The 13817-nt window shown below is 66.4% G+C and carries 13 protein-coding genes and 2 pseudogenes; 9 read left to right on the top strand and 6 right to left on the bottom strand.

Annotated features, from left to right (window positions below):
• Positions 1 to 403 precede the first annotated feature (403 nt).
• The 7 genes from acsA (at position 404) to NG697_RS20590 (ending at position 7873) form a co-directional block, all read left to right on the top strand.
• Positions 404 to 2248 (top strand): acetate--CoA ligase, encoded by a 1845-nt coding sequence (gene acsA / locus NG697_RS20620; RefSeq protein ID WP_252603682.1) that lies wholly within the window; start codon positions 404 to 406, stop codon positions 2246 to 2248.
• 8 nt (positions 2249 to 2256) lie between these two features.
• Positions 2257 to 3246 (top strand): pyruvate dehydrogenase (acetyl-transferring) E1 component subunit alpha, encoded by a 990-nt coding sequence (gene pdhA / locus NG697_RS20615; RefSeq protein WP_252608022.1) that lies wholly within the window; start codon positions 2257 to 2259, stop codon positions 3244 to 3246.
• On the top strand, positions 3243 to 4223 hold the full coding sequence (locus NG697_RS20610) for an alpha-ketoacid dehydrogenase subunit beta (protein ID WP_252603679.1): 981 nt from the start codon (positions 3243 to 3245) through the stop codon (positions 4221 to 4223). The genes pdhA and NG697_RS20610 overlap by 4 nt, the downstream gene beginning before the upstream one ends.
• The gene (locus NG697_RS20605) at positions 4216 to 5613 is read left to right on the top strand and encodes a dihydrolipoamide acetyltransferase family protein (protein WP_252603677.1); all 1398 of its coding nucleotides are present in this window, start codon (positions 4216 to 4218) and stop codon (positions 5611 to 5613) included. The genes NG697_RS20610 and NG697_RS20605 overlap by 8 nt, the downstream gene beginning before the upstream one ends.
• A complete protein-coding gene (locus NG697_RS20600) occupies positions 5610 to 5852 on the top strand; it encodes an acyl carrier protein (RefSeq protein ID WP_252603674.1) in 243 nt (80 codons plus the stop codon). Before NG697_RS20605 ends, NG697_RS20600 begins: the two co-directional genes overlap by 4 nt.
• A gap of 170 nt (positions 5853 to 6022) precedes the next feature.
• Entirely contained in the window at positions 6023 to 7405 is a 1383-nt protein-coding gene (locus tag NG697_RS20595; protein ID WP_252615066.1) for an MBL fold metallo-hydrolase RNA specificity domain-containing protein, read from the top strand.
• A 141-nt stretch (positions 7406 to 7546) separates the two neighbouring features.
• Entirely contained in the window at positions 7547 to 7873 is a 327-nt protein-coding gene (locus NG697_RS20590; RefSeq protein ID WP_252603670.1) for a DUF3040 domain-containing protein, read from the top strand.
• Between the two features lie 235 nt (positions 7874 to 8108).
• Here NG697_RS20590 and NG697_RS20585 read toward each other — a convergent pair whose 3' ends face one another.
• The 4 genes and pseudogenes from NG697_RS20585 to NG697_RS20570 all read right to left on the bottom strand — a co-directional run bounded on the left by NG697_RS20585 (position 8109) and on the right by NG697_RS20570 (position 9943).
• The gene (locus NG697_RS20585; RefSeq protein ID WP_252615067.1) at positions 8109 to 8975 is read right to left on the bottom strand and encodes a dienelactone hydrolase family protein; all 867 of its coding nucleotides are present in this window, start codon (positions 8973 to 8975) and stop codon (positions 8109 to 8111) included.
• A 39-nt stretch (positions 8976 to 9014) separates the two neighbouring features.
• Positions 9015 to 9098, bottom strand: a pseudogene (locus NG697_RS20580) (hypothetical protein); the annotation flags it as partial.
• 14 nt (positions 9099 to 9112) lie between these two features.
• A complete protein-coding gene (locus NG697_RS20575; RefSeq protein WP_252603668.1) occupies positions 9113 to 9250 on the bottom strand; it encodes a hypothetical protein in 138 nt (45 codons plus the stop codon).
• Between the two features lie 222 nt (positions 9251 to 9472).
• Entirely contained in the window at positions 9473 to 9943 is a 471-nt protein-coding gene (locus tag NG697_RS20570; protein WP_252603665.1) for an Hsp20/alpha crystallin family protein, read from the bottom strand.
• Between the two features lie 354 nt (positions 9944 to 10297).
• Between NG697_RS20570 and NG697_RS20565 the strand changes: the two genes are divergently transcribed.
• Positions 10298 to 10594: a YegP family protein gene (locus NG697_RS20565; RefSeq protein WP_252603663.1), complete on the top strand. Its 297-nt coding sequence runs from the start codon at positions 10298 to 10300 to the stop codon at positions 10592 to 10594.
• Here the strand turns inward: NG697_RS20565 and NG697_RS20560 are convergent.
• Positions 10554 to 11096 (bottom strand): ATP-binding cassette domain-containing protein, encoded by a 543-nt coding sequence (locus NG697_RS20560; protein WP_252603661.1) that lies wholly within the window; start codon positions 11094 to 11096, stop codon positions 10554 to 10556. The genes NG697_RS20565 and NG697_RS20560 overlap by 41 nt on opposite strands.
• Position 11097: 1 nt before the next feature.
• Positions 11098 to 11289: a YegP family protein gene (locus tag NG697_RS20555; protein WP_308216227.1), complete on the bottom strand. Its 192-nt coding sequence runs from the start codon at positions 11287 to 11289 to the stop codon at positions 11098 to 11100.
• A gap of 175 nt (positions 11290 to 11464) precedes the next feature.
• Here NG697_RS20555 and NG697_RS20550 point away from each other — a divergent pair.
• Positions 11465 to 13429: pseudogene (locus NG697_RS20550) on the top strand (heavy metal translocating P-type ATPase).
• Positions 13430 to 13817 lie beyond the last annotated feature (388 nt).

Here is a 13817-nt window from a genome sequence, read left to right as displayed (position 1 = left end):
AACCGTGGATTCCGACGCGGAAATACACCTATGTCGAGATCACGCCGACACGCATTAGTGGTCGCCATTTTGAACTGGGAGACGAACCTGAGCGGTACTGAGCAGTGGCTTCAGCGGGTCATGCTGCAGCTCATGCAACCAGGTTTCACCGTCCGGATGAGATATTGACAGCTCGACCCATCCCTTCCCGCGCTGCGGCTGGCGTCCGATGAGCAGACGCTACAGGAATCAGGGCATTTCTGAAAGGCCCCGGTATGTAGTGGGGGCCGCGGCTGTCAACTAATGCCCGATCCCGTGGCAGGGGTGCTGCGCGCCCCTGCCGGTTGCCGAAAACCCGGTCAGGACCCTGTGCGCGGGACTTTCTACTCTAGGCAGTATTGCCGGGCAGGAGTCCGATGGAACCATGACGGCAGGAACCGCACCATCGACCCGCTGGCCCACGATTTCCAAGGACATCTCCGGTTTCCCGGTCCGGCCGAACCTGGTGGACTACGAGGCGGCGTGTGCCGCGTTCTCCTGGGATGAAGCCCGGCGCGCCCTGTCAGGGCTGCCTGGTGGCCGGGGCGTCAACATCGCCTACGAGGCGGTGGACCGGCATGCCGCCGGTGAGCACGCCGGCCGCGAGGCGCTGCGTTTCGTCCGGGCCGACGGCAGCACCCATTCCTTCAGCTTCGCGGAGCTGGCCGGGCAGACCAACCGCTTCGCCGGCGTGCTGCGCAGCCTGGGAATCGGGCGCGGGGAGCGCGTCTTCTCGCTTACCGGCCGCGGGCCGGCCCTGTATATTGCGGTGCTCGGCACGTTCAAGAACGCCAGCGTCTTTTGCCCGCTGTTCTCCGCGTTCGGCCCCGAACCGGTCCGTCAGCGGCTGCACCTGGGATCGGGCCGGGCGCTGGTCACGACGCGGGTGCTGTACCGCAAGAAGATCGCGCAGCTCCGCGATTCGCTCCCGGAGCTTCAGCATGTGCTGCTGATAGACGCCGAGGGCGATCCGGAACCGGGAACCCTGGACCTCGCCGCACTGATGCGGGAAGCCCCGGCGGACGGGGAGATTGCCGCGACGCAGGCCGAGGACATGGCCCTGCTGCACTTCACGAGTGGCACGACGGGGACACCGAAGGGAGTCATCCACGTGCACGACGCCGTCACCGCCCACCATGCGACCGGCAGCTTCGCCCTGGACCTGCATCCCGGGGACGTCTACTGGTGCACGGCCGATCCCGGCTGGGTCACCGGCACCTCGTACGGCGTGATCGCGCCCCTCACTCACGGGGTGACGACGATCGTGGACGAGGAGGAAATGGACGCCGACCGGTGGTACAGGATCCTCGCCGAACAGGGCGTCACCGTCTGGTACACCGCCCCCACCGCCCTGCGGATGCTGATGAAGGCCGGTGCGGAACGCGCCCAAAGCCACGATTTATCCGCCCTGCGCTTCGTCGCCAGCGTGGGGGAACCGCTCAACCCGGAAGTGGTGGTCTGGGGCCAGGAGGCCTTCGGCCAGCCCGTACACGACAACTGGTGGCAGACCGAAACGGGTGGGATCATGATCTCCAACTACGCAGCCACGGAGATCCGGCCCGGTTCCATGGGCCGGCCGCTGCCCGGCGTCGGGGCTGCCTTGGTGGCGCGCGATGACCAGGACAAGCCGATTGTCCGCGACGGTGAGGCGGTGCTCGTGACGGTGCCTGATACGGTGGGCGAACTGGCGCTCCGGCCCGGCTGGCCTTCGATGTTCCGCGGGTATCTGCACGAGGAAGAGCGCTACCGCCGCTGTTTCGTGGGCGGCTGGTACCTCACCGGGGACCTCGCGAAACGCGACGCCGACGGGTACTACTGGTTTGTCGGCCGGGGCGATGACATGATCAAGTCCTCGGGGCACCTGATCGGCCCGTTCGAGGTGGAAAGTTCCCTGATAGAGCACGAGGCCGTGGCCGAGGCCGGGGTGATCGGCGTCCCGGACCCGGTGGCCGGCGAGGTGGTCAAGGCCTTCGTGGAGCTCCGTCCGGGTTGGGAACCCTCCGAGGCCCTGCAGCTGGACATCATCGGTTTCGCCCGCAAGCGGCTGGGCCCGGCGGTGGCGCCGCGGCTGCTGGACTTCACTACCGCGCTGCCCAAGACCCGCAGCGGCAAGATCCTCCGGCGCCTGCTCAAGGCCCGCGAGCTTGGCCTGCCGGAGGGCGATACCTCAACCATCGAGTCCTCCCCCGAGGCTTCCCCTCCGAAGGCCCCGCCGGAGGATCAGAAGTGACCGGCCCCATGTCCCCGACACGCAGCCCCCTGGATCCGGAGCACGGCCGGCACCTGCTGCTGCAGATGCTCCGTGTGCGCCAGCTCGAAGAAAAGTGCGTCGAGCTCTACAGCGCCGCGAAGATCCGCGGTTTCCTGCACGTCTACATCGGTGAGGAAGCCGTCGCGGCGGGCGTCCTGGAGACCCTGTCCCCGGACGACGCTCTCGTCGCCACCTACCGGGAGCACGGCCACGCCCTGCTCCGCGGCGTCGCCGCGGGTGCGATCCTGGCCGAAATGTACGGCTACGTGGAGGGCTGCTGCCGCGGACGTGGCGGATCGATGCACCTCTTCGACGCCGCCACGCACTTCTACGGCGGAAACGCGATCGTCGCCGGCGGGCTGCCACTCGCTGTCGGGCTGGCACTGGCGGATAAGATGGCCGGACGCTCCAACGTCACCGTGTGCTTCTTCGGCGAAGGCGCCGTCGCGGAAGGCGAGTTCCACGAAAGCCTTAACCTCGCCGCACTCTGGCAACTGCCCGTGCTGTTCTGCTGCGAAAACAACCTCTACGCCATGGGAACCGCACTGGGCCGCTCGGAATCACAGACGGACATCGCGCTCAAGGCCGCCGGCTACGAGATCTCGGCCTGGGCCGTGGACGGAATGGATGTCCTCGCCGTTGAGGAGGCCGCACGCCGCGCCGTGGACGCCGTCCGGTCCGGCGGCGGCCCGCATTTCCTGGAACTACGCACCTACCGTTTCCGCGCCCACTCGATGTTCGATCCCGAACGGTACCGCGAGAAGGCCGAGGTCCTGAGATGGCAGGAGCGGGACCCGATCACCCTGCTCCGCAGCAGCATGGAGGCGGCGGGCCAGCTTGCCGGGGAAGAGTGGGCGCAGCTGCAGGCGGACGCCGAGGCGGAGGTCGCCGCCGCCGTCGACTTCGCCGAAGCGGGGACGCTGGAGCCGGTGGAGGAACTCACGCGCTTCGTCTACAGCGAGCGGAGCGCACCATGAAGTCCAGCTACCGGGAGGCGCTGCGGGCCGGGATCCGCGACGCGATGCAGCGCGACCCGCGCGTGTTCCTGATGGGCGAGGACGTTGGGGCCTACGGCGGATCGTTCGCGGTGAGCCTGGGGCTGCTGGAGGAATTCGGCCCTGGGCGTATCCGGGACACCCCGCTGTCCGAGTCCGGGTTCGTCGGCGCCGGGATCGGCGCGGCGCTCGGCGGGATGCGGCCCATCGTGGAGATTATGACCGTCAACTTCAGCCTCCTCGCCTTGGACCAGATCGTGAACAACGCCGCATCCCTGCTGCACATGTCCGGCGGGCAGTTCCACGTGCCGCTGGTCATCCGGATGAGCACCGGTGCCGGCCGCCAGCTGGGCGCCCAGCATTCGCACAGCCTTGAAGGCTGGTACGCGCATGTCCCCGGCCTGCGCATCCTCGTCCCGGCCACCCTTGAGGATGCCCGCGGGATGCTCTGGACGGCGCTCGAGGACCCGGATCCGGTGCTGATCTTCGAGCACGGCTCGCTTTACAACGTCGCCGGTGAACTCGACGACAACGCCGGCCCGGTGGACATCGACTCCGCCGCGATCCGGCGTCATGGCAGTGACATTTCGCTGATCACCTACGGCGGGACTCTTCCCGCCGTGCTCGACGCCGCCGAGCAGCTCGCGGGCGAAGGCATCGACGCCGAGGTGCTGGACCTGCGCACGCTCCGGCCGCTCGACGAGGCCACCATCCTCGAATCCGTCGCCCGGACGCACCGGGCAGTGGTGGTGGACGAGGGGTGGCGCAGCGGGAGTATTTCGGCGGAAATCAGCGCCCGGATCACCGAGAACGCCTTCTTTGACCTGGACGCGCCCGTGGGCCGGGTCTGCAGCGCCGAGGTGCCGATCCCCTATTCCAAGCACATGGAACTGGCCGCCCTGCCCTCCGTAGAGCGGATCGTCGCCGCGGCCCAGGAGGCGGCGGGGGCCCGTGGGTGAGTTCCTGATGCCCTCCCTCGGGGCCGACATGGAGCACGGCAAGCTCGTCGAGTGGCTGGTCAAGCCCGGCGACTACGTGCGCCGCGGGGATCTGGTGGCCGTCGTCGACACCGACAAGACCATCATGGACGTGGAGTCCTTCCAGGAGGGCGTGGTTGCGGATCTCCTGGTCGACATCGGCGAAACGGTGCCGGTGGGCACCCCGCTGGCCCGGATCACGCAGACCCCGGCCGAGACCGGCCCGCCGGCCCATGAGGGGCCCCCGGCCCGGGCGACGGCTAAGGCTGCTGTTTCGAAAACGGCTGTGCCGAAGGCTGCCGCCCCCGAAGCCCCCGAGACAGCAGCCCCGAAAGAAGCCGCCCCGATCGCGCCCCCGGTCCGGCACCTGGCGCACCGGCTGGGAGTGGACACCGCCAAGATCCACGGCACCGGCAAGGGCGGGGTTATCACCCGGGCGGACGTGGAGCATGCCGTCGCCGCCCGCCCCGGCAGCCGGGTACGGTCCTCGCCCCGGGCGCGGCGGCTCGCCGCCGAACTCGGCGTCGAGCTCGCCACCATTTCCGGCACCGGCCCGCAGAGCGCCGTGACCGAGGCGGACGTGCACCGCGCCGCGGGCAGTCATGCGGAGGCGCTGGTCCCCGAGGTTTCCTCTCCCGCCCTGCACGCGCCCCCGAAGGGAGCGCCGGAAGAGCCTGTCACGGGGAAGACTTCGGAGGCGCGCGAGCGTTTGGCTAGCCTGCGCCGCGCCATCGGCGCCTTGATGTCGCGCTCGAAGAAGACCATTCCGCACTACTACCTGAGCACCACCCTGGACCTGCGTGCCGCCGTCGACTGGATGCAGTCCGTCAACGCCCAGCGTCCCGTCGCCGCCAGGCTCGTCCCCTCCGCACTTCTGCTCAAGGCTGCGGCGCTTGCGGCCAGAGACGTGCCGGAGGTCAACGGTTTCTACGGCGACAGCGGGTTCCGGCCGAGCGCCTCGGTGCACCTCGGCGTCGCGGTGGCCCTCCGCCAGGGCGGGCTGGTGGCGCCTGCGATCCACGACGCCGACACACTGCCCGTGGAGGTGCTGATGGAGCAGCTGCGCGACCTTGTTAGCCGCGCGCGTGCCGGCCGGCTGCAGCGTGCCGAAATGGCGGATCCGACCATCACCGTGACCAACCTCGGGGACCTGGGCGTCGAGAGCGTCTATGGCGTGATCTATCCCCCGCAGGTCGCCATGGTCGGCTTCGGCCGCGTGATGGAACAGCCCTGGGCGCAGAACGGAATGCTCGGGGTGCGGCACGCCGTCATTGCCACCCTCTCGGCTGACCACCGGGTCAGCGACGGCCTGCGCGGGGGCCGCTACCTCGCCCGCATCGAAGAGCTGCTGCAAAAACCGGAGGAGCTATGAACGAACAGGACGCCCGCGAGGCGGTCCATGCCGCCATCGGCAAGGTCGCACCGGATGTGGACATGGCGGACGTGGACGAGGATTCCCGGCTGCGGCAGGACCTCGAACTCGATTCACTGGACTTCCTGCGGCTCGTGGAAACCATCGACACAGTCACCGGCGTCGACATTCCCGAACGCGACTACCCCGCGGTGGCTACCGTCAAAGGACTCATCGATTACCTCGCCGCCCGCGGCTGAGCAGGCCAGCACCGGGATCAGCAGCGCCCGGTGCCTGAACTGCTGGGCGCTCCGGACGACGACGACGGCGGGCGTTCGCCGCCGTCGTTCCGGAAGTGACTTTCGGCCCTACGTGCGGACCCGTCGTGGGCGGAAGCTTGGGGTAGAAATGGGCAGCGGACGGGAGCACCATGAAACACCAGCAGCCGACCCTCCGGTTCCTCGGAGCCACCGATACCGTCACCGGTTCCAGGTACCTGATCGAATCCGGCGGCAAGCGCGTGCTGGTCGACTGCGGACTCTTCCAGGGCTACAAACGCAGCCGCGAACGCAACCGTGCCCCCTTCCCCGTCCCGCCGCATTCCATCGACGCCGTGGTCCTGACTCACGCGCACCTGGACCACACGGGATACGTTCCCGCACTGGTCCGGGACGGCTTCGGAGGTCCTGTGTACGCCACCGAGGGCACCATCGAACTCTGCACGCTCCTCCTCCCCGACAGTGGGTATCTGCAGGAAGAAGAGGCTAGGTTCGCATTCCACCGCGAATCGTCCAAGCACAGCCCGCCGCTTCCGCTCTACACGGCGGCTGACGCCGTGAAGTCCCTTAACAGTTTCACCATCCATGGTTTCGACGACCCGCTGGAGCTTGGCGGCGGCATGGAACTGACGTTCCTGCCCGCAGGTCACATCCTGGGGGCCGCGCAGGTCCACGTCCGGATCGGCTCCCACTCCGTGCATTTCACCGGGGATCTGGGCCGAGCGGACGATCCTTTCATGTATCCGCCGCGCCCGCTTGGCGAGACCGGCGTGCTGGTGACGGAATCCACCTACGGGAACCGGAAACACTCAAGCGTGGATCCGGAGAAGCAACTGGGGGAGATCATCACCCGGGTCGCGAAACGCGGCGGAGTCATCATGTTCGCGGCCTTCGCCGTCGGCCGGGCTGAGACGCTCATGCTGTACTTGTCCCGGCTCCGCAGGAAGAACGCGATCCCGGACATCCCGGTATACCTGAACAGCCCCATGGCCATCGACGCCTCCGGAATGTACCAGCGGCACCGCGAGGAACACCACCTCAAGCAGGACGAATACGAGAACATGTACAAGCTGGCCAAACTCACCCGCACCGCCGATGAGTCCAAATTGCTGAACCTGCGTGGCGGCCCGATGATCATCATCTCGGCCAGCGGCATGCTGACCGGCGGCAGGATCCTGCATCACATCGCAGCCTACGGACCGGACCCGAAGAACGCCATCATCCTCAGCGGCTACCAGGCAGGCGGCACCCGCGGCGCGATCCTCGCCGCCGGGGAGCGTGAGCTCCGCGTCTACGGCGAGGACGTCAAGATCCGTGCCGAAGTCATCCAGATGGAAAGCCTGTCCGCCCACGCCGACGCCGACGGCCTCATTGTGTGGATGAAGGGGGCAGAGAAGGAGCCCCGCATGACCTACATCACACACGGCGAACCCGAAGCATCAGATGCCCTGCGCATCCGGATCAAACGGGAACTGGGCTGGCGGGCCCGGGTGCCTGAGCATCTGGAACAGGTCTCCATCGAGGATCCGCGGTGAATCCCGACGGGCGAGTCGGGCAAGAGTGAAGACGACTACGGACATCCGTTTCGGCTATATACGCTCAGTCGGCGTCCGGGACAGCCGCGATGACTGGGCAAATGCACCCGGCCTATACCGAAAATGACATGGCAGGAGACAATGATGTCGCTCTCGGAACGTGAGCAAAGAACGCTGGACCAGATCGCCGAGCAACTCAAGCTACAAGATCCGAAACTCGCCTCAAAGATGGGCTCCGGCGCCATCCAAACGGTGCCGGGACGACTCGTCGCAACGGTGGCACTTGTCATCGTCGTCGGATGCCTGGTCCTCCTGGCGGGCATCGCCACTCGGGCACTTTTTCTGGGCGTCGCTGGTTTCGCCATCATGGGCGTCGGCGCATACCTGGCAAGCCTCCGGATCCGCGTACCCGCGGTCCGCCCCGCCCGTGGGAGGCACCCGGCCCCTGGAGAAACCGGGCACGGATAGCCGTTATCGATAATGTGGGGGCACGCAGTCCGCCCACCGTTTTGGTCTCTCCCTTGGAAGTCGGAACCGACGTACCCGGCGCTGGGCTATGCGTAGTGGTCGTTGGCTTGACGGTTCCGAACATTCCCAAACTGCATAAGAGTGGGCCACTGCCGATCTGGTCGTCGCCGGAGCCCGGAAAGGGAACTGGGCGACCCCCGGTGCCGCCCCGCGGTCTGGGTGCAAGCACTGCCGTTCACTGCGGCAACTCGGGCGCTGATTCCTCGTTCCGGGCCGGCAACAGGTGATGGCTGAACCACTCAGCTGCCAGCGTGGCCGCCTGGGTAAGTGTTCCAGGTTCTTCGAAAAGGTGTGTGGCCTCGGGGATGATCTCCAGCCGGGTCGGCGCCCGCATCAGGGCCATGGCCCGGCGGTTGAGTGCAAGGACCTGGGGGTCGGCACTGCCGACGATCAGAAGAGTCGGCGCCCGCACGGCGGCCAGCCGCGGGCCGGCCAGATCCGGACGCCCGCCCCTTGAAACAATGGCGCCTATCCGTGCGCCGGGTTCGGCCGCGGCCCACAGCGCGGCACCGGCACCGGTGCTGGCCCCAAAATAGCCGACAAGGCCGGATGAGGTGTCATTCCTGGTTCCCAGCCACCGGGTTGCCGCCATGAGCCGCCGGGCGAGCAGGGGGATGTCGAACACGTTCTCCCGGTTGACTTCCTCAGCGGGGGTCAGCAGATTCAGCAGCAAGGTGCCCAGCGCGGTGCGCTGAAGGACCGAGGCGACGAACCTGTTGCGGGGGCTGTGACGGCCGCTGCCGCTGCCGTGGGCGAACACCTCGATCCCGTCGCACCGTGCGGGCAGCTGCAGGTTGCCCCGGAGACCTATGGCACCGGACGGGATTTCCACCTCTTCTTCGACGCCGGGCCCTTTCGCTGCCAGGACACGGTGCAGCCGCCGGGCTGCGGCGTCGAGCAGTTGCACGACCTCCTCATCCGCTATGGGGGAGAAGGCGCTGTAGTGGTAGCCGACGGCCTGGAAATTCCGGGCGGAACCCAGGCAGCACACGTCGTCCGGCTCCGTCAGCAAGGCCAGCATCTGGGTCGGGGCTAGAGGCACGGCCAGAATCACTCTCGCCGCGCCCAGTTGCCGTGCAACCCGGCAGGCGACACTGGCAGTGGACCCGGTCGCGATACCGTCATCGACGATTATTACTGTGCGGCCCTTCAGATCCGCGTGCACCCGCCCGGCGTCGGTTAGGCCCGGGGGCGGGTGTCCTTGGTGTTCCGGTCGGCGGCGTCGTGCCGGTGGTGTTCTGGCTGGACGGCTTCGAAGAACCGTTCGGTGCCGTGGGCGGCGAAGGCGCTATGGGCCCGGTTCCGGATGAACACCATGCCGCTTCGGTAAGCCGGAATTGGCCGTGGGAATCCTGGGGGAGCGGTTGGTCCGAGGCACGGCCAAGGGCAGCGCTGATCGTGCGGGGCACGATGGCCGTGCCGCTGTGGTCCATGAGCCACTGCCGGGTTGCCGGGTCCAGCCGAGCCCAGAGGGATTTGATGTCCGGCGCGGGGCCGGTGCCGGTACCGGAACCCGTGCCGCGTTTCGAGGAGGTCATGTTACCCGCGGGTGATGGGGAGTTTCTTCGGGGCCTCGGGCTGGGCGGCCTCTTCCGGCAGGGGGGTGCGGACTTCCAGGACCCCGTTGGTGTAGGTGGCTTTGATGTCTTCTTCCTTCACGCCGTCGGGAAGGGGGATGCTGCGGCTGAAGGAACCGTAACGGAATTCGGACCGGAAGCGGCCCTTGTCTTTGTGTTCTTCCTTTTCCTGGCGTTCGGCACGGATACGCAGGTATCCGTCATCGAGCGTGATCTCCACGTCTTTGTCGGGATCGACCCCGGGCATCTCGGCCCGCACGACCAGCGTCTGGCCGTCGACGAGTTCCTCGACGCGGATCGGGGCAGCTCCGGTCGTGGATTCAAACATGCGGTCCAGGGAGTCCATCAGCTCGGACGGGGACCTCAACAGGATGTTGAACGGTGAGGTCCACCGCGTCGTTGCGAAGGGGGACCATCTGAGCAGATCAGACATGGCAGTTTCTCCAAACTCTGGGCAGGGAAAGCCCCGAAGGAAGGGACGGGGTCCTTCCAGTAGATACCCGCCAGGAATCAGGAAACATGGACTAAAGTCCTTCCGGCGCCAACCCCCGGCCGCCGCCATGGACTCTCCGGGAGCCGCACGGCCTGGGGGACTTTAGTCCCTGCCACCGGCCGGTCACGGGGTGCATTCTGGAAGGGAAAGCTTCCGGATACGAGGGCGACATGCCTGCCGGGACCCCACCATCGTGGCGCGGATCCCGCGCTGCCCACGAAACCCGTTTGACGGCCGATCGAGGCCCGCGCGCGACCTCTAAACAGGACAGAGACGTCCGGAAGGACAACGACCATGGCAGGTGTATTCGAACTGTTCACCGATCTCCACTCCCACATCCGGTTCCGGCTCCTAGCATCCGACGGGACCGAACTGGCCGTCTCGCAGGCGTATCCGGATAAACGCGCTGCGGCAGCGGCCATCACGGATGTGCGTGAGTGCGCCGGAACCGGTCTGATCCAAGACCACTGCACTGCCACCACACAAAACACCGCGGGCCTGCGGAGGCCGCACCGCCAGAACAAATTTCGGAATTTGCCCCCGCACGTTGTCACCACGGCCGCAGCCAAGCCACGCACGCCCAAGTGTTGATGCCAGGCTTCAGGACCTCATCCTGGACAACAACAATGACGTCGGGGAGTTCCTCGCCGGACTGGTCACCCTCGCTGCAACAAGGCTCTCCCATGCCGGCACGGGAGTGTCCTGCGGAATCACCGTTACACGGCGGAAAAGACCCACAAAACTGGCCAGCAGCGAACCCGGAGCCCGGACCATGGACGAACTGCAAGACTCGCTCGGTGAGGGTCCGTGTCTGACGGACTTGACCGAACAGCGCACTGTTCTGGCCGCCGACCTGGACGATGAGCACGACAATGACCGAGCCGGCGTCAGCAGGGATCAGGCCGGCCACCATCGAGATAATCGTGGTCTTGCCGGCACCGTTTGGCCCAAGAAGACCGTAGGTTTCTCCCGCCCGGATGTGAAAGGTTACTCCGTCGACGACCGTTCGTTCGCCGTAGCGCTTGACCAGGCCTTTGACCGCCAGGACATCGTCTGTCCGGGTCTTGACGCTCGTAGTAGCTACAGGCTGCATGTCAGGCGCTTGCTGGGCAGAGATCATTGATGAGACCGGTTCCGGCGCATTCACGAACATCATTGATGGCGGCTGCGGCGTCGCGCTTATCCGGGTACGGCCCGGAAACGGCGAGGACCGTCCCGTCCGGTGCCACAAGGGTGAACCGGACGTGTGATTCGGCATCCGTGAACAATTCGAATGATCCTGCCATGCGCTTGCTCCTTCCAAACTTCATCGTTCGCGTGTGGGCGGCGGTAGTTCGTGCCAATGCTTCCAGAATGGAAGCGGGTGCATTAGGGACGAAGGTCCTGAAAAGCCGAAAAGGAGCAACTGCCTGGTCCGAAGCGCCCTAGCTGCGGCGGCCTGGCGGCATTAGCGTCAGAGGCATGACCCTGGCTGCCCTGAGAAGTTTTCTTGTGCACTTTCCGCTGGTGGCCGCTACCGTGGCTGCCGGGACGATCGTTGCGGTGCTCCTGGCCACCGGGCAGGCGTCGGCAGCCCAGTGGACGGCAAGCGCCTACGCACTTATGGTGGCCGTGGCCAGGTCGGTCTCCATGGCCAAATCATTGCTGAGGGGCCGGTAGGGAATCGACCTGCTGGCCGTGACTGCCATCGCCTCGACGGTGGCAGTGGGGGAGTACGTAGCGTCCCTGATCATCGTGCTGATGCTGGCCGGAGGCGAAGCGCTCGAGGAGATTGCACAGGGGCGGGCGACCCGGGAACTCAGGTCCCTGCTCGAGCGCGTCCCGCAGACAGCCCACCGGGAACTGCCGGGCCTGCCGCCGGAAGACATCCCGGCCGGGGACGTGCTGCCCGGCGACATTCTTCTGGTCAAACCCTCGGAGGTGCTTCCCGTGGACGGGTTGCTTCTCACGGCAACTGGCAGCTTCGATGAATCCACCTTGACGGGTGAGAGCCTGCCGGCGGAACATGTCAAAGGCGATACGCTGCTCAGCGGATCGGTCAACGGCGAAAGCGCCGCGCATATGAAGGCGACGTCCACGGCGAAAGACTCGCAGTACAGCGAGATTGTGGCTTTGGTCCAGGCGGCGGCGTCGAGCCGGCCTCCGGTAGTCCGGCTCGCTGACAGGTACGCCGTTCCGTTCACGCTCCTGGCCTTCGCCGTGGCCGGGATGGGCTGGTATTTCAGCCAGGACCCGGCTCGGTTCGCGCAGGTCCTCGTTGTCGCTACCCCTTGCCCCCTGCTCATCGCCGCTCCGGTGGCGTTTCTTGCGGGCACCAGCCGGGCGGCGCACTCGGGAATCATCATCAAGAACGGCGGAACCCTCGAACAGCTTGCCCGGGTGCGGACGGCCGTCTTCGACAAGACAGGCACGCTCACCCACGGCCGGCCCACCTTGCACGGCATGTGGGTTTCACCGGCAGCGTCCGGGCTGGTGAGCGAGGACCGGCTGCTGCAACTGGCCGCTTCGGCAGAGCAGTACTCCTCTCATGTCCTTGCCTCCTCTGTGATGGATGCTGCACGGCACCGCGGGCTTGACCTGCTGGAGGGCAGCAACGCGTTTGAACACGCCACCCAGGGGGTCACGGCGACCTGCGGCGATCAAACGGTGGTGGTGGGTAAACCTGACTTTGTCCGTTCCGTCACCTCGGCGTTCGAGGAGGCCGAGGTGGCCGGTGGACAACTGGCGGTCTACGTGGGCGTTGACGGCCGGTTCGGGGGAGCGCTGATCATGAGCGACCCGCTCCGGGACAATGCGGTGGGCACACTGACCGCGTTGCACCGGCTGGGCATCCGGGAAACGCTGCTCCTTACCGGCGACTCTCGGGCAACGGCCGAAAAAATTGCTGCACAGGCCGGGATCTCCCGCTTCCAGGCAGGGTGCCTTCCGGGTGACAAAGTCTCCATCGTCGCAGGGCTGCGGGAACGCCCGGTCATGATGGTGGGCGACGGTGTGAACGACGCTCCGGTCCTGGCTGCCGCCGACGTTGGTGTCGCCATGGGCGCCAAGGGGTCAACCGCGGCGAGCGAGTCTGCCGACGTCGTCATCATGCTCGACGACTTATCCAAAGCGGCGCTGGCAGTCGACATCGGGCAGCGCACGGTCCGGATAGCGCTGGCGAGCATTTGGATAGGCATCCTGCTGAGCATCGGCCTGATGGTAGCAGCGGTATTCGGCTACATTCCAGCTGTGGCCGGCGCCCTCCTCCAGGAGTTGGTCGATCTGGCCACGATCCTGAACGCGCTTCGTGCTCTGCGCGATGGCCGCCGTCCAACCGCGACGGCGGTGGGCGGCCCGCCGGTGAGTGTTGCGGCAGTGAGGAAACGGCCGGCGTCGTGCCTAAACCTTGATCCACCGATGTTGCTCGGGGCGCCGACGGCGGTTTAAACCGAGAATGCCCGTCTTNCCCCCTGAAAACCGGGAGTTGCAACACCCTTGGAATCACCACTGAAAGACCGTTCTTCCTTAACGGAAAAATCGCCCCAGAGGAAGAAGCCTGTTCCGTCGGGCACGCCGGCTCTGAAGCGTCCTTATCGGCGTTACTCCGCGTCCGGTCGGGCCGAATTCTTCTTGGCCTTGGAACGTCTGGGAAGCGTTCCGCGGGCCGCCCGGGAATTAGGATTCAACCTCAGTACCTGCCATGCCTGGGCGGGACCCTCCGGCAGGAAATCTGGCTCTCCTGACTCTTCCGTGGGCGTTTTGAGCGCGCCTTAACGGACGCACGCCGCTTTCCGTCTATAGGTTTCTGACTGTCTAAGGAAAGAAACTTTTAGAA

Origin of the sequence: Pseudarthrobacter raffinosi, from assembly GCF_023913835.1 — a bacterium.
GTDB lineage: Bacteria > Actinomycetota > Actinomycetes > Actinomycetales > Micrococcaceae > Arthrobacter > Arthrobacter raffinosi.
The sequence above is the reverse complement of the archived record's forward strand: the minus strand, read 5'-3'. Positions and strand labels throughout refer to the sequence as shown.